At 36.3% G+C, this 18,041-nt stretch carries 7 protein-coding genes; 2 read left to right on the top strand and 5 right to left on the bottom strand.

Going from position 1 to position 18,041, the window contains the following annotated elements; all coding sequences use genetic code 11:
• Positions 1 to 2: 2 nt before the first annotated feature.
• From MED217_RS07665 to MED217_RS07650, 4 genes are all read right to left on the bottom strand, one after another.
• Positions 3 to 1,205 (bottom strand): DUF5000 domain-containing lipoprotein, encoded by a 1,203-nt coding sequence (locus tag MED217_RS07665; RefSeq protein WP_009779928.1) that lies wholly within the window; start codon positions 1,203 to 1,205, stop codon positions 3 to 5.
• A 28-nt stretch (positions 1,206 to 1,233) separates the two neighbouring features.
• A complete protein-coding gene (locus tag MED217_RS07660) occupies positions 1,234 to 3,189 on the bottom strand; it encodes a RagB/SusD family nutrient uptake outer membrane protein (protein ID WP_230199248.1) in 1,956 nt (651 codons plus the stop codon).
• A 36-nt stretch (positions 3,190 to 3,225) separates the two neighbouring features.
• Entirely contained in the window at positions 3,226 to 6,396 is a 3,171-nt protein-coding gene (locus MED217_RS07655; protein ID WP_009779926.1) for a SusC/RagA family TonB-linked outer membrane protein, read from the bottom strand.
• A gap of 207 nt (positions 6,397 to 6,603) precedes the next feature.
• Positions 6,604 to 7,683, bottom strand: a complete 1,080-nt coding sequence (locus tag MED217_RS07650) for a glycoside hydrolase family 43 protein (RefSeq protein ID WP_230199247.1) — start codon at positions 7,681 to 7,683, stop codon at positions 6,604 to 6,606.
• Positions 7,684 to 7,975: 292 nt separating this feature from the next.
• On the opposite strand from MED217_RS07650, the gene MED217_RS07645 reads away from it, so the two are divergent.
• The gene (locus tag MED217_RS07645; protein WP_009779924.1) at positions 7,976 to 12,076 is read left to right on the top strand and encodes a hybrid sensor histidine kinase/response regulator transcription factor; all 4,101 of its coding nucleotides are present in this window, start codon (positions 7,976 to 7,978) and stop codon (positions 12,074 to 12,076) included.
• Positions 12,077 to 12,306: 230 nt separating this feature from the next.
• Here the strand turns inward: MED217_RS07645 and MED217_RS07640 are convergent, their stop codons facing one another.
• Entirely contained in the window at positions 12,307 to 14,478 is a 2,172-nt protein-coding gene (locus MED217_RS07640) for a glycoside hydrolase family 43 protein (RefSeq protein ID WP_009779923.1), read from the bottom strand.
• A gap of 430 nt (positions 14,479 to 14,908) precedes the next feature.
• On the opposite strand from MED217_RS07640, the gene MED217_RS07635 reads away from it, so the two are divergent.
• On the top strand, positions 14,909 to 18,031 hold the full coding sequence (locus MED217_RS07635) for a SusC/RagA family TonB-linked outer membrane protein (RefSeq protein ID WP_009779922.1): 3,123 nt from the start codon (positions 14,909 to 14,911) through the stop codon (positions 18,029 to 18,031).
• Positions 18,032 to 18,041: the final 10 nt, after the last annotated feature.

The following is an 18,041-nucleotide window of genomic DNA, read 5'->3' as shown; positions in this document are numbered from 1 at the left end:
TATTACTGTGAATTACCATATGCCTGAAGTTCGGCTATTGCAATTTGTTTACCTCCTGCCCAATTTTCAAGGTTTTCAATTCGTATGTACCTTACTCTAGGCATATCAATAGGAATGTCCCAACTGAACCCGGCGTTTGCAGTTTCAAAATCTTCATTAGTTTGCTGCCCATAAGGAAGACCTGAAGGTTTTACTTCTTCATACTCTCCTAATAATGTCCATTCTGATAGATCTCCTGATGTCTCTAAAACATCTGACCCGTATATTCTAAAGCGTTTAGGACACGCCAAATAGTAGTATGATCTATTATTAAAATATTCAGGATAATCCCATATCACAATTCTACTAAGTTGAGCCTGTACCCCCATATCAAAAGTGAATATATGGTTAGAGGCTGTGTACGTTCCGGCAGTTAAATATATTTGCGGCCAGTCCCATATATTTCCATTCCACAGACCTTCTAATGAGGTCGAAGGATGATGAGGTGCATCATTAGGTAATGTAACTCCTCTATAGCCCGACTTTGGAATTGCTTCTTCAAAAAGCGGTTTTACATCAGCAAACAAAGTATCTGTATAGTTTAACCAACGATCTCTCACGGCTAGGGCAAACTTTTTATTTATAGTATCCATCCCTCTAAGTGTACTTGCAATTTCATTAGTAGATGTATAAATACTGTTTCCTAATGTTACCCAATCACCGTACTCATCTTCTTCCATAATGAGAATAGCGATATCCTCTCGTTCCGGATTGTCTGCAGAAACAAAAATACCTCCAAATGCAGGTGCAACTTCTAGACTCTCATAAATATCGTAGATAGGTGCCAAATCTGGATTAACCGTAACATAAACAGGATCTGATTCAACTTCACTTCTGTTTACCGTAGTTATTGCTATTTCAACCTCTGAATTACCAGAAAACCCTTCTAAAAGCACAGAACTATTGTAGTATGATGATTTTACATTCATCTCTCTACCATTTTCTAAAACATAATCTGCTTTGATATACAGAAGGTCTTGATCATTAGGTAGTGTATAACTTAGTCTGGCTTTTCCTGCCAAATTCTCTACTCTCACATCTGATACCTGCCCCGGTTTTTCAGAATTACTTTCTAAAGGCTCATTAACATCTTCTTCTGTACAGCTCACTATGAACATAGTGGCCATCAGATAAAAGCTCATCTTTTTAAATAAATTCCATTTCATAATATCTCTATTTAATTTTGTTTTTTAATTACCATCCTAAATTTTGAACCAAATTTGAATTTTGTAATAATGCATTTTCTGCGAGAGGCCAGAAATAATCTCTTGGAGAAACAAAGCGCTGTTGATAAATTGTTCTTACCTGATAATATGATGCCTCGTCTTCTCCAAAAACATTCCACCCACGTATGGGCTCATTGAATTCACGTGAAGCCTCTTTCCATCTTCGGATATCCCAAAAACGACTTCCCTCAAAGGCCATTTCTATGTTGCGCTCTTGATGAATTATATCTCTCAGCCCATCTTGAGAGTTAGGCTTATTAGGATTTGATGAAAAGTTAGCCCAAGATTCTTGTACACCTTCTAAACCTGCTCGATCTCTAACTCTATCTAAATATTCAAAAACTTCAGGGGAAGGACCTTGCACTTCATTGAGTGCTTCGGCGTACATTAGATATAGATCTGCAAGTCTTAATTCTGGCCAAGCATACTCTCTATACGATGCAGATGATTCTCCAAAACTCTGATTCCAGTTTACTAACTTCTTCACATAATATCCTGTCATATTAAAGAAGAAAGCTGTATTACTTCCTGCATAATCATTGTATTTCCCTTCAATATGAAATCTAGTTTCTTCGTTTCCACTATCGTATTTATACCATATAGAACCGTCAAAGCCCAAATCTGCATAAAACCTTGGTTCTCTGTCATAATTTAAAATAGATGTATTATACCCCTGTCTAATGTTATTCTTTTCGGCTGCACCTGCTTCTCTTAATTCAAGAATATCACTAAAGTCTAATGTTGTGTCTTCATCAATAGGCACTCCGTTTTTAGTATAAAACTGCTGTGCTATTTTGAGGGTTGGAGACATAACTTTACGCGCATTATTGGGTGAATGAGCAACATTCAATGGAGCCATCGCGTTTAATTGAATTTCTCCTGTTCTACTTACTGTATTACCCCAGATCACTTCTGAATTCCAACGCTCTGAAACCGCATTTCTAATGGTTAGCTTTTGTGTTGTGGTATCTGTCAAGGTGAATCCCGAACCCGGAAATTCATATAATGAATGTCCTGCAGCCTCAGAAGCTTCAATAGCCAGCAATGCTGCATCAGCTGCCAATTCCCACTTTGAAGCATCATACTCTGTATCAAACAATTGCGCACCATCTTTATTTACCAATCCAGCCAAATCTGAATTACCATTAAATAAAGGGCTTGCGTCGGTTAGCAAAATACGTGTCTTTAAACCTAAAGCAATAGGTCTTGTAATTCTACCTAGCTCTGAGTTTATATCGGTTATAGATGGAGGTAAAATCGCGATAGCTTCATCACATAGTTCTATAAGATATGCGATACTCTCATTCCAATTATCACGACTAACATCTAATTCTTCACTTGGCGCATCAACAGGAATATTCTCTCTCATAACTGGTATTGGCCCATACATTCTCATCAAGTAAAAATGATAATATGCTTTGAGAAATTTAGCTTCGGCAATCCAACGTTCACGCTCACTAGGCTGAATGTCCGGAACCTTACTAAGGTCACTTAAGTTTTCAATAAAAATGTTACAGTGTCTTATGCCATCAAAAAGATTGTATCGATCTGCAGGACCACCGCCATTATAATATCCGTCCCAAGCATTAAAATAAGGGTTTGATACGCGTTGATTACCCATAGCTATATCTAGTGAATAGGCTACAACACCTTGTCGTTGATCAGGTATCCACATTTCGTCACCTGCCAACATAGCAGGATTATGGATTAAATTTCCATTTCTAGGCATATACGCATAGCAGGTAAACAAATATTTTTCGGCCTCGTTACGCAATTTAAATGCCTGATCAATTGTTGCTACATTATCTGGTACTACATCTAAAAAAGTGTCCTCACAAGATTGTAAGTTTAACATCATAGGAATTACCATGATAACACCAAGCTTTTTCCAAACAGAACATTTTTTTATCGTTAATGTTTTCATTTTAATTGTTTTAAATTCTTTCATCATCATCGCTAATTAAAAGTTTACTTGAAGTCCTAAGTTGTATACCGATTGAATTGGATATCCCAATCCGTTACCTCCCATTTCAGGATCCCACAAATCAAAGTTGCTCCACACTGCCAGGTTAAGACCACTCGCATAGAAGCGTAAACTCTTGATATGAAATTTTTCTAGAAAATCTTGAGGAGCATTAAAACCTAGCTCTAAAGTCTTTAGTCTTAAAAAATCTCCATTGCGCATCCACCAAGTAGAAGTCTGGTTATTATTTTCTATAAAATTCTGACTTAAGCGTGGCCAAAAGGAATATACATCACGGTCTTCTTCTGACCAGTAATCATCTGCAACTACCTGTAAAAGTCCATTTTGTGCTCCCCCATTTATAACAAAGGGCGAGATATTCTGTGGATTAATAAAAAAGGTAGAACCTGCTGACCCCTGAAAGAACACACTTAAATCAAAGGCTTTATAACCTATCGTTCCTCCAAAACCATAGATGACTTTTGGAGTAGTTGGGCTACCTATTGGCACCATATCACTCTGTGAGATGACACCATCTCCATTAACGTCACGATACTTTATATCTCCACCGGTATAATCTCCAAATTGCGTAGGAGAGTTATCTACCTCCTGTTGATCTACAAAAAGACGCTCAGCGATATACCCATAAACCTGAGATGCGTTTTGACCTATCTGAGATCTGTATGCTAAATTCTCAGGATAATCTACCTCATCATATTCCAATATTTCATTATCTGCATATGTGAAATTAGCTCTTAATTGCGTCCACAAATATTTACCTAACTGTTTGTTATAGTCTGCGGTAAGATCTAAACCGTAGCTCTCTAACTTAGCAAAGTTTGCTTGTGGTACTGCTGTTAAACCTAGAGCCGAACCAATATTTGATCTAGCTTGTAAGATATTGGTTCTGTTTTGTCTAAAAACATCAGCTACAATATTTAAATCTCCAAAAAGACCTATATCAACACCTAAATTCACCTGCTCTGATTCTTCCCAACCGATGTCATAATTGGCATATCTTGAGATATAAACTCCATTACGGTAATACCCAAAATCCTGTCCAAAACTAACACCATAGTTTCCGTCATCTAAGCTAACATTAGATAGATAGAAAAATCTATCTTCTGTATTACCTATTTGGTCATTACCTACAGAACCATACGTTAATCTAAATTTTAAATTAGACACAACATCCTTTAAAGGCTCAAAGAACTTCTCGTTTGAGATACGATACCCTAAACCTACTGAAGGGAAGAAACCGTATCTACTACCTCTTGCAAATCGCTCTGAACCGTTATAGCCAAAATTTCCTTCAAACATATAACGATTATCATATGCATAAGTAAATCGTCCTGAAATACCATGATTTCTTCTGGCTAAAGAGCTTTGTACACTACCAGAGTTTCCGTTTTCATAGCTAGAAATTAAATTAAGTAACATTGCAGAAACTGCATGTTTCTCTCCAAAAGTGCGGTCATAATTTATGGCAGTCTCGTTGTATATTCTAGAATCTAAAAGTTTCTCACCTTCACTATAGCCTAGATATTCTTGTCCTACTGTACCTATAGAACTTGCACTACCGTCATTTAAAACTTGAAGCTCTATATTACCATCAACCGGGTTTAAGTACGAACTATAAAAAAATGGATTGTATTGTCTAGAAACTGTATATGTAGAATATCTACTCAAATACCCCATTGTGCGTATTCTAAGTCCTTCTGTAATAAACGACAGGTCTTGTTTTAATTCTAACTGTGGTCGAATGGTAGACGTTTTCCTTGTTTGATAACCTCTCACCATCTGAGCATAGGGATTATTTAACAAAGTTTCTGACGCAATGCCTGTAGGTGCACCTCCAAAAAGAGGATGGTCAATAAAAGGAAGTAATTCTGAAGGATATATTGCTGGGAATGCAACCGGGTTAGACCAAACAGCACTATTAAAAATCGCCTGACCACCTCCTACAGGACCATTATAATCATCAAATTGACCTGATACTCTTATAATAGCTTCAGTAGTAGGAGTAAGTTGTATATTAATATTACTTCGTATTGCATAATTACGAAGTTTTATGTTGCTGTTAAAATTGTTAATCCCATCTACATCAAGCACTCCATTATCAACATTATATGTCCCTGAAACATAATATCTTGCCTTTTCACTACCTCCACTCACGTTAAGATTCAAACTTTGATTTACAGTATAATCTTTAATTAATTGATCAATCCAATTATTACTAGGATACAACAATGGATTATCTCCTTGAGCAGTCCTATCAATCTTAGTTTGAGAATAAGGCAGGATCGCATTACGGTCTCGTGTAAGAGCGGCTTCATTTGCTAGATTCATATAGGTTATGTTATCTGCAAAGTTGAAGTTGGTTGTATTTGCAGAAACCCGTGTTTCAGATCTAAAACTAAATTTAGTTTCTCCTGCTTTACCACTTTTGGTACTAATTAAAACAACCCCGTTTGCACCACGTGCTCCATATACAGATGCAGCAGCAGCATCTTTTAATACTGAGAAACTATCAATGTCATCAGGTTGAATACGAGCCATATCTGTTGTAGTTGACTCTATCCCGTCAATTAAAATTAAGGGGTTACGCTTTCCCGAACCAAAAGTACCTAGTCCACGTATAAAGAAGTCAGAATTATCTGCACCAGGCTCTCCAGTTCTCTGATAGGCAATCATACCTGATACACGACCCGCCATCATAGTAGTAAGGTTATTTGTTGGCCCTTTTAATTCTTTAGGATTAATTGTAGTTATTGAACTAACAACGCTCCCCTTTTTTTGTTTACCTCCAAAACCAATAACAACTGTTTCTTCTAAAGTATCCATATCAGGACTTAAGGTCAGGTCTATTTGAGACTCATCACCTACGACAATCTCTTGACTTACAAAACCTATGTAAGTAAATACCAGAGTAGCTCCGGCCGGTACAGTTATGGAGTATTTTCCGTCAAAATCTGTACTTGTACCATTTTTGGTACCTTTTTCTACAATGGTTACCCCAGGAAGTGGTGTGCCGCTATCGCCCTCTAGTATAGTTCCTGTAACAACTTTTTGAGGAGGCTTTGATGATAAACTAGCTCCATACAAATCTGTTGCTATTGAATTGAGTAGCAGGCAAAGCAAAAGAACTATTCCTACTTTTTGGTTCATTAAACATTTTTTAATCATAATCAGAATCTCTTATTAGTAACTGTTTTTCGATGCTTTTAACTTTAGTAGGTTTACAAGGTATACTTGATGCTTTTTGATTTTTTCATCCATATTAGATTAGTTATTAGTTATTTTAAATTGATTTCTAGTCTGCTAGTTTTAGAACTAACTAAATCGATTAAGTAAACCCAAATCGAATTTAAATTTTTAAGGTGATGCTGTTTCAAAAAAGGAAAGATCCCATTCATCATGCCATTGAAATTCTGGTTTGCCGTTGGACATTGAGATAGGTAACCATATATACCTTCCATCAATATGGTTTTTAGGATTCCAACGATCTCCCATATAGATATAAGCATCATCTTTACCTGCTACTGGCAAGACAAAAGTACTTTGAGACCTAAATGTCAATTCTGCTCCTTTACCTTTGGCGGGATTACCTAATTTTTCCCAAGGGCCAAGCATAGATTTTGATTTGAATGAGCGTGCCGGGTTAGGGCTCCAACCTGTTAAACCTGAAGTTATCATATAGTATGTATCTCCTGATTTAAAAATTGCCGGTGCTTCATTTTGTCCACCTTCCTGAACACGTACATAAGTATCTGTAAAGTCTAGATAGTCATCAGTAAGAACTGATATATGTAAGGTTTGGTTTTCTTCTGAAGAGTGTATATGGTATGCTGTACCATCATCATCTACATAAAGGGTCATATCTCTTGACATTTGGCCCTTTTCAAAATCTCTACGTACATATAAGCCATCAACTAAAGATGCTTTCCATTCTGAAGTCCACCATTCTAAACTTTTATCCTCTTCGTTGTATACCTTCTCTGAATCATCGATATTTTTAGGCCATACATTAGCATTAGGTCTAAAGGATTTTATATATTCAAATGGTCCTAGCGGGCTATCACTTGTTGCCACCCCTGTACGCGCAGCAGCATAACCTTGCCCCTTTAGCTCTAGGTGAAACCACATCACATACTTACCGGTTTTTTTATTAAAGATTACTTTAGGCCTTTCTATTACAGAACCTGTGGTGATTTCAGAATCAGGATTACTACTTACAGATAATGCAACTCCTTCATTGCTCCAGTTATAAAGATCTTTAGAACTATATACACGCACACCTACCTGTGCTAGACTATTCTGGTCTTTATGTTCCCCGTACCAGAAGTAGGTTCCATCCTCATAATAAAAACCGCCTCCATGAGCATTAATGTGATTGCCATCAAAATCTTCCCAAATAGCACCTGGCTTAAACGTATCATGTCCTGTTTTAGACATTTTAAAGCCTAGTATTATGGCTAAGCCAAAACAAAATGCAATAATATACTTCATTACGATATATGTTAAAATTTTAAGATTTAGACCTGTTTTATAACATTGTCTTTAAATCTCTTTCACAATTTTCTAACATTTACCGTGAGATTAAGAGGGGGAAATCATTAAAACTTGGGGGGGTGCTGATTCAAACAACCTATAAATGAAGCTTTTAATTAAAAATGACGTAAGTAAAATCTTAATACGCTAAATATTTATTAATTTTTCATTCTGTAATAACTACTTAACATAATACATGAAGTTACGTCATCTTTTTTTACTAATAGTAATTTCCTTTCCGTTATCCTTTTTCGCTCAAACCACACGAGAGGAGGCTACAATACCATTAACGCAAAAGCTTACATTCTATAATATAGACACACACCAAGGTCTTTCTAATAATATTGTAAAAACAATAGAACAGGATTCTTTAGGTTTTATCTGGATAGGTACAGCAGATGGCTTAAATAGATATGATGGAGATGAGTTCAAAGTTTTCAGAAGAGAAAGTTCTATGCTAAGCAATAATTACATACAGGACATCTCGTTCAATCAACAAGGTGAGGTTGTACTAGCAACAGATGGAGGACTCAATATTTACAATCAGAAACAAGAGCAATTCGATTTGCTTAATAACTACAATTCCTATTTAACCCTAAGTACAAATTCGTATCAAAACCTTCAAGATGGCACTTACGCTATTGGAGCTTATAATCAGGGCGTTCTTATATTTAAAGATAAAGAACAGAAATTTTACTTTGGGCAAGGAGATCAAAACACAAATGGCTTAAGCTCAGTCAAAATTTCGTGCCTAATTAAACAAGATAACAAATTATGGGTTGGTTCTTTTGACGGTGGTCTCGATAAAATTGATCTCAAATCTCATAAAATAACTCATTTACCGCTAACAATTAATAAAAAGGAGATCAAACGAATAAATACGCTATTTGTTGACTCACATAAAAGTTTATGGGTGGGTACCGACTCAGGTTTAATTGGTATTTCAAAATCAGGAGAACAAATAACACTTTCTGAAGGTCAAGCGAACAATGAACTGAGCGGCGATAATATTATAGCTATTGAAGAAGATGATTTAGGTCAGCTTTGGGTAGGAACACATAAAAGCGGACTAAACATTTTTAAAATCCCATCCTTTACACAAAGTTCAAAAAACCTTGATATCATAAAGTTCTCTCCAAAAGACAACGGGACGAGTATCTACAATGCAAGCATAAACGATCTAAAAAAAGACAAAAATGGATATATGTGGATCGGAACAGATTCAGGGATCAATTTTGTCGACCCTAAAGAAGAACCTATAAAATCATTAAAAAATGACCTAATAGGTGAAAAAAAATTAGTTCACAACCGCATTACCAGTATATATGAAGCCGATCTTGATAAGATATATCTAGGAACTGATGGTGGCGGTGTAGACAGCTACAATCCAGAAACTGGACATTTTAGTCATGGTGTCTTTAATGAAAAAAATGGACTTACCTCCAATCATCTCAATGTAATAAAAGGAGATAGTCAAAACAATTTATGGATAGGGACCTATAAAGGCGGGCTTAATCGCTACAACTTTACGTCAAAGCAATGGCAATATTATTTACAAGGAAGTATTGAAAATGGCTATGACGTGAGATGCATCTTTGAAGATCCTTATGGTACCCTTTGGGTAGGAACAAACCGAGGAGGCTTATTCAAATTTGATCCTGAAAAAAACAAATTCAACTATGTTGATGCTCTAGATAAAATATCTGCAAGAATGGATATTCGTGCTATTGATATAGATAGCAAACAAACCTTATGGATAGCCACTTACGGTAATGGCATTATAAGTTACAATCTGAAAGATCAAAGCGTCTACTCCTATCACAACGGAAACTTGCAAGATCTTACCACAAATGTCATTTTTTGTATAAAAGTACTCAAAGATGACAGCATTGTAGCTGGTCTTAAGTACGGTGGATTAGTTCATTTTAAAGAAGGGGATGACAAAGCAACAAATTATACTGAGTATGAAGGATTGAGTAACAACACTGTAAATAGCATCATATCACATAATGACAGCACTTTATTTTTAGGGACTTACAAAGGCATTAGCAAATTAAACTTAAAAAGTAAAAAAATAGAGAGTCTAAATTCATTCAACAATATTCAAATCAGCGAATACAATGTTGGAGCAGTCATCAAAAGTTGGAATAATCAAATCTTTTTTGGCGGTAATAAAGGCCTCACGGTTTTTAAACCGGAGGAATTAAATATAAAGCAAGAGCTGAGATCTATCGTTATTAAAGATTTTAAACTTGCCGATGACAACCTTGTTATTGATTCTAAAGATGCAAATTCTGTTCTAGAGCAATCCATTGCATATAAAGACAAAATCAATCTTGACCATAATCAAACCAATTTTTCTTTAGAATTTACCAGTTTCAATTTTCCTTTCGCAAATAACACCAACTACGCTTATATTTTAGAAGGTTTTAATGATCACTGGATTGATTTGAAAAATGCAAACCGCATTAACTTAAGTAATATCCCTCCGGGAGATTATAATTTAAAAATTAAAGCCGAAAGTTTAGCTAGTAATTCATTTTACAAAGATCTTCAAATTCATATTACCCCTCCTATTTGGAAAACCATCCCGGCTTATATCTTTTATATCTTGTGTATAATTTTTCTCATTTGGGCTGGATTACGCTATTACACAGAGCGCTTAAAACTCACAAATTCATTAATCCTTGAAAAAAATCAGCGTAAACTCGAGCAAGAACTTAACGAAGAGCGTATACGTTTTTACACAGGGTTCTCCCATGAATTAAAAACGCCGCTCACCTTAATTCTTGCACCTCTAGAAACTTTACTTCTAGAGATAGAGCAAAAACAACACCTTAAAAGCTTAAAACTTATCAAGCGTAATGCAGATAGTTTATTACAATTCATTAACAAATTACTTGAGTTTAGAAAAAGTGAAGAAGGTTTAAGTGAGTTAAAGATCAATCAATTTAATATCTCAAAACACATAAGTGCTTGGCTTAATTCTTACGATCCTTTACTAAAAAGAAGAGCTATTGAACTGGTGATTACAATGCCTCAAAACCCAATATTTCTTTATTGCGATATAGACAAAATTCAGATCATCGTAAACAATCTGCTTAGTAATGCAATAAAGTATAGCACCTCTCAGAGCAAAATTCAAATAGAACTTTCACAGGATGAATATAATGCATATTTCAAAGTTCAAGATTTTGGACCCGGTATTAAGCCGAACGACTTAGACCACATTTTTGAGTGGTACTATCAATCCAAATCCTCCCTTAAGAAAGACGGTAGTGGCATAGGCCTTGCCTTATCAAAACGATTTGCTAAGCTTCACAATGGTAGTTTAGAAGTCAAAAGCAAGATTAATAAAGGAAGTACTTTTATACTTACCCTACCTAAAGACGACAGCCTATTAAATAAATGTTTAGATAACGACTCCAACGCGCAGAGCAATACCAAATTCATAGAAAACCAAATAAAAAGTACAACGGATCAGTCAAAAAAACAAACTGATATTAACCCACTATTGGTTAAGCCAGAAGATCAAAGAAAATTAATACTACTTATTGATGATAATCCAGACATACTTGAATTCTTAGATTCTGCTTTAGCCCAAGATTATGACTTGATACACGCAGAAGACGGTGAAGCAGGTATTGCGCAAGCTTGTAAATATGTTCCCGATTTGATCATAAGTGATGTGATGATGCCCTTCAAAAATGGTATAGAGCTTTGTCAATTTATCAAATCAAAAAAAGAGACCTCTCATATCCCTATAATTTTATTATCTGCAAAAAGCAACTTTAACTTCATTGAGACCGGCTACAATAAAGGAGCCGATGATTATATGCTAAAGCCATTTAATGTAAAAGTTTTACGTGCTAGAATAAAAAATTTAATTGAAAGTCGTTCATTTTTATTACAAACGTATACGCCAAAAGATAATACGGTTAGTAGTAAAGCAATGGAGCAAAAAAAGCTTATTGATGTAGAAAAGGAATTTCTGGCAGAGTTTCACGAGATCGTCTATAAAAATATGCAACAAGGCATAAAAACAGTAAGCGTGGTGGCAGAAGAAATAGGAATGAGCCGCTCGTCACTATACCGTAAAATCAAGGCTGTAACCGGTAAAAACATCAATGAATATATTAGAAATATTAAGATCGAACACGCAGCTTATTTGATCGAAAAAGAAAAATTCACCATTTCTCAAGCGGCATATGAAGTTGGTTTTGGAGATGCTAAGTATTTTAGGAAGATCTTTAAAGAACGCTTCGGAAAAACACCATCGGCCTTCAAACCAAATTAATACAATTCAATATTCCGCCTCAGGAAATTCTAAACGAATTTAAGCCTTTGGCGCTATCTGTAAACTACCAAACGGCAAGCCTGTCAACCGAAAAAGGCAGGCCCAAGATGCATTGCTTAGAAACGAATTTTCAATTTCGAGACAAGCCTCGGAGTATTTAACCCTTGGCGGTGCCAATAAAAAAAGCTCCGCCTCAAAAGAAACGGAGCTTTCTATACTCAAATCTGTTCTTATTCTGCCGGAATAGTTACCGGAGCTATTCCTTCAAGCGTGGGTGTTACTTCGATAATCGAACCATCTTCAGCAAAGGTTAACTTATCGATACACACTTCTCTGTGAAAGCCTGCCGGTCTTCCCATTTTGATTCCTTTAGGTCTGGTAAAACGGTGATAAACAATATACCAGTCATCTGTTCCCGGCACATTAATAACCGAATTATGACCGGTACCATAAATCTCGTTAGCTTCATCTTTTTCGATCACCATATTCTCTTCTGGAATATTGAGCGGCCCCAACGGACTATCTGCAGTGGCATAACGTACGCGATAATTAGGGCTTCTGGTATCATCTTCTGACCACATAAAATAGTATTTTCCGTTTCTAAAAAATACTTCGGTTCCTTCTCTAAAAGTTCCGTCAGGAGTTAATTCGGATAAAGTTTCTTCCTTATACGACATCATATCCTCATTAAGCTCTGCTCCTGCCATATAGCCATTTCCCCAATAGAAATAGGCTTTCCCATCGTTAGGATCGATAAATACATCAGGATCGATAATTTGACCTCCTCCTCTTTTGATCGCCTCTGGCTTAGTACCTACAAATGCTTCTCCAGAATCTGTGAAAGGACCTGCAGGATCGTCTGCCGTTGCCAAACCTATAGTTTGTGCAGCAGAGAAATAATAAAAGTATTTCAGCGCACCGTTGATTTCCTTTTCTGCAATACAAGGAGCCCATGCGTTACGATTAGCCCAAGAAACATCTTTCTTTAGGTCTAAAATAACACCTTCATCTTCCCAGTGTACAAGATCTTTAGAAGAGAATGTTTTAAAATAGGTTCCGCTCCAGCTATCAAAACCATCGCTTGTAGGATACAAATAAAACTTTTGATCCTTTTCTGAATAAATAATTTCAGGATCGGCATAGAATCCGTCAAGTACCGGATTGTTTGCTGTTGCAGCTTCAACAGTATACTTTGAAGTACTCCCGTCAGGAAGGTTTAACGTGTATTCCTTTGTTCCATTAGAAAAATCCTGTACGCCGGTTTCTGCAATTGTTACTCCCGGAAACGTCTCTAGTTGTGGATCGAGATTAGATAAACTACTATCTGTATAAACTGGTAAATACACCGATTTATCTTCAGCATTCACTAGGATATTTTGTTTTCTTACAGCTTCTGCTTTTGCTCCTGTTATCAATGGCAAATTCTTTGAAGGAAACTTTTTCAATAACTGTGCTGCTTCAGCTTCGGTCACCGGAATGATGGTACCGTGACGCGGATGAAAATTCATAGAAACCTTATCTGCTCCTAGAGCTTCAAAATTGAGCAAATCTGTACTCTCTGCAAATTGATATTTTCCATCTACATACATATCATACAAAAGAATGTAAGTATCGCTATCGATCATTTTAAATACAGATGAACCTTCAACCGCACGATCGGTTTGATCTTTATACCCTTCTTCAGGAACATAACCTGAAGTTAAACTGTCTGATACTGCAACCCGTATTCCTTTTGTTGCGGTTCCTTCCGTTTTGTAAAACATATAATATTTATCATCCTTTTTAATGATATCTGCGTCGATACACGATTTTTCATCCGGACTGTAAAAAAGCTGTTTTGGAGTGCTCTCTAAAGCAGTGAAGTCTTCGTTGGCATAGGCATAATAAATGATATCATATCCTCCGGGCTGTAGCATCGACCAATATACCATATACTTGCCCACCTGTTCATCATAAATAGTTTGGGGTGCCCAGGCTCTGGTAATGTCACTGAACTCTGAAAATTCTTCAGCCAGATTGATTTGAGAAGTCTCCCAAGTGAGCAAATCCTTTGATTTTGCCAGAATGATTTCGGTATTACTCCAGCCATTGGCTGTTTTTAGATCGGTAAGTACCATATAAAAATTACCATCATCCCCTCTCAAAATATGTGGATCTCTCACACCTCCCGTATTGCTTATACTATCGGTATCTACAATAGGTTTATCCTCGTTAAGTGCATAATAATCATAGCCATTTCTACTTAAGGCATAATGAACAGCTTCTTCTCCGGGTCGGTTTCCGGTGAAATAGACAAATAAATAGGAACTGTATGCTTCACTTGATTTTGAATCTGCACAAGATAAGAATGCTTGAGTCGAGAATAAAAGCATCAGTACAACTACTAATCGAACTTTGAACATCGTATATGTTTTTAGGTGTTTGTAATAAGTTGCAGAGGTTCTCTGTAACAACTAAATGCAGAATAAAAAACAATGATCCTGCACTACAAATAAAATAAAAATAAATGTAACTTATACATTTATTAAATAGAATTTTTTAATTTTGAATTGTATTAAGTTCAACCAAATACCTAAAAAAACATCTATTTATAAACAAAATTGAGCGCCAGAAAAAGAAAATATCTATGTTCGATTTTTATTGAACTCACAACATAAAATATCAATATCTCTTCATAATGTCCCTGTTTTAGGCGTATTGAATCATTAATCCCCTATTTTTTACCGATTAACCCCCTTTAATTCATTTCAGTTTTTTTAAAAATTGTTAACATTTTATATCCTCTAAATTATTTGGATAATAACACGAGTAAACTCAACTAATAATTAATCTATGAAACAAAAAATTCTACAATTCAAATCATTTACGGTTTACAGTCTTGTATTGATATTTTTTAGTTTTTCTTTTGAAGCAAAAGCTACAACGATATCGGACGTACAACAGACTGTTTCCGGAACTGTTACTACAGCAGCAGATGGGATGCCTCTACCAGGTGTTACTGTTGTTGTAAAAGGTACTAGCAATGGTACTACAACCGATTTTGATGGAAACTACGAACTAGAAGTAGCAGCAGATGCTGTGCTGACGTTTTCATATGTGGGTATGAAAACGATTGAGATCCCTGTTGACGGCCAATCTACAATCAACGCTACTCTTGAAGAAGATATGGGCGTTTTAGACGAAATCGTTGTCGTAGGATACGGTACCGCACGTAGAAAAGACCTTTCTGGTTCGGTGAGCACTATCGATCTTGAAGACTCTCCTATCGCCAATGCTCCTAACACAAATGTATTGCAAAGTTTGCAAGGCGTTTCTCCAGGGATCAATATTGGACCTCAAAACTCACCGGGTAGAACACCTAACATTCTGGTACGTGGTCAAAACTCGATTAATGGTAATAATGATCCACTTATCGTACTTGATGGAATTATTTTTCTAGGAAGTATACGAGATATTAACCCAAATGACATTGCTAGTTTTGATATCTTGAAAGATGCATCAGCAGCCTCGGCTTATGGTTCTCGATCTGCAAATGGTGTGATTGTAATTACTACTAAAAAAGGTAAGATTGGTAAACCGGTGATCAACATTCAATCTTCTATGGGGGTTAACACTTGGCAGAATAAGTTTGATATGATGAACCTAGATACTTATGAGCGTAAATATGCCGCTCAGCTTGGTGTTGATGTAGATGAGATTACATTTGACAACCCGGTGGCTACGGCTTATTTAGAACAACGTATTGATACCGACTGGATGGATTTTGTCTCTAGAAATGGTGTGATTCAAAACCATCAGGTTTCTGTCTCTGGAAGAACAGACAATATGGACTATTACTTCTCTGGAGGATATTCTAGCGAAGAAGGTGTTATCATTGGTGATGACTACACAAGGTTATCTTTAAGAGCAAGGTTGAATACCGATATTACAGACTGGTTAGAAGTTGGTATCGACGGTACGTACAATAACAACGATTATTCAGGAATTGGTGGTAATGTATCTGATGCTTATTTAATGTATCCTTCAGCATTCCCCTATCGTTATGACAACATGCCTCAAAACGCAGCGGCTTCTACAAACCGTGAATTAGAACGCTGGCCGATGGGTTCTTCTGTACAAAATCCGTTATGGGGAACAAATGGAACAATTCAGGATATTGATAAAAGTGATTTCTTCAGATTTGCAGGTCATGCTTTAGTAAAGATTCCACCTATAAAAGGACTTAGCTATCGCTTTAACTACTCAATAGATGCAAATTATAATATTCAGGATAGATTCACTTTTGAAGATTACTACATTGGTGAGGCCGGTGCAAACAATTATATCGAGCGTTATTCTGATGAAGCTTTACGGGATCGTCTTTCGCAGGCTAATGGTTATAACTCTAGAACCAACAGATATACATACGTTATAGACAACATCATTAACTATAACAGAACTTTTGATGAGCATTATGTAGACCTTACTTTAGTGGCTACTCGAGATTTCAGCTATCAAAAAAATGTATTCTTAAGCGGAAACGATTTTTCTGATAATGGTAATACATCTTTAGGAGTTAACGGTATTAGTAAAGCAACTACGATATTGAGTTCACAAGAAGTGATTGAACGTTCTAACGTAGGTTATCTTGCACGACTAGCCTATACCTTTAAAGATCGCTATCACTTAAATGCGTCTATTCGTAGAGATGGTGCTTCGGTATTTGGAGCGAGAAGAAGATTTGGTAATTTCCCTTCTGTAGGTCTTGCTTGGACAGCTTCAAACGAAGACTTTTTAAGTGGTAATTCGACGTTAAGCTATCTAAAATTAAAAGCTTCTTATGGTCAAAATGGTAACCAAGGGCTAGAGCCTTACCAAACCTTAGCACGTGTTTTAAACGGTAGTGACGGTAATATTGAATATGAATTTGGAGATGCGCCTTCTACCATCGTTTATGGGGTGGCATTAAACTCCTTATCAAGCCCTGACTTGGGTTGGGAAACCACTTCAACATTTAATACCGGTTTTCAATCAAGATTCTTAGATGATAGGATTTCTTTTGATCTGGACCTTTATTTCTCTCAAACCACAGACCAGATTTTCAATAGAAATATTCCGTCAATGACAGGATTTAATTCTATTCTAACGAGTTTGGGGCAGGTTAACAATAACGGTCTTGAAATAAATATAGGAAGCACTAATATTGAAACTGAAGATTTCTCATGGACTTCAAACCTGGTTTATTTCAGAAATAGAAATAAAATTAAAAAACTGTATGGCGATGATCTTGACGGTGACGGTGTAGAAGATGATGATATTTCAAACAGCCTGTTTATAGGAGAACCTATTGGAGCCATTTATGGTTTTGTTTATGACGGTGTGGTACAAGCAGATGACACCGAATATATTGCAAACACAGGCGCTGTTCCAGGTGATGCAAAATTTGTAGACCTCAATGGTGATGGCGAGATCGATGCAACCAATGACCGTAAAATTTTGGGATATCGTCGTGAAAATTTCAGAATGAGTTTAGCCAACACGTTTAATTATAAAAACTTTTCGCTTTATGTAATGCTGAATGGAGTTTTTGGCGGAAACAATTATTATCTGGCTGAAAATCCGCGTCACAATTCATTCGGTGCAAGATTTGATACCAATGAGATCAATCACGGTTGGTGGACTCCAGAGAATGAAAGCGAAGAATTCTTGAGACCCAACTATCTAGGTAACCGTTACCTGGGACTTCAATCCAGAGGTTTTGTACGTATTCAAAATGTGTCATTATCGTATAATTTCCCAAGCGAATTATTAGATAAAATCAAATTTAAGTCGGCTAAGGTTTTTGCGAATGTTCAAAACCTGTATACGTTCACAAACTGGTTTGGCGGTGGTGACCCAGAGGTAGGAATTCGTCCTGGTGATGGTACATACCCAGTACCAACAACCGTTTCTGTTGGTGTTAATCTTAGTCTATAAACTACAAAAA

This window comes from Leeuwenhoekiella blandensis MED217 (genome assembly GCF_000152985.1).
GTDB lineage: Bacteria > Bacteroidota > Bacteroidia > Flavobacteriales > Flavobacteriaceae > Leeuwenhoekiella > Leeuwenhoekiella blandensis.
This window is presented reverse-complemented; position numbering and strand designations above follow the sequence as displayed.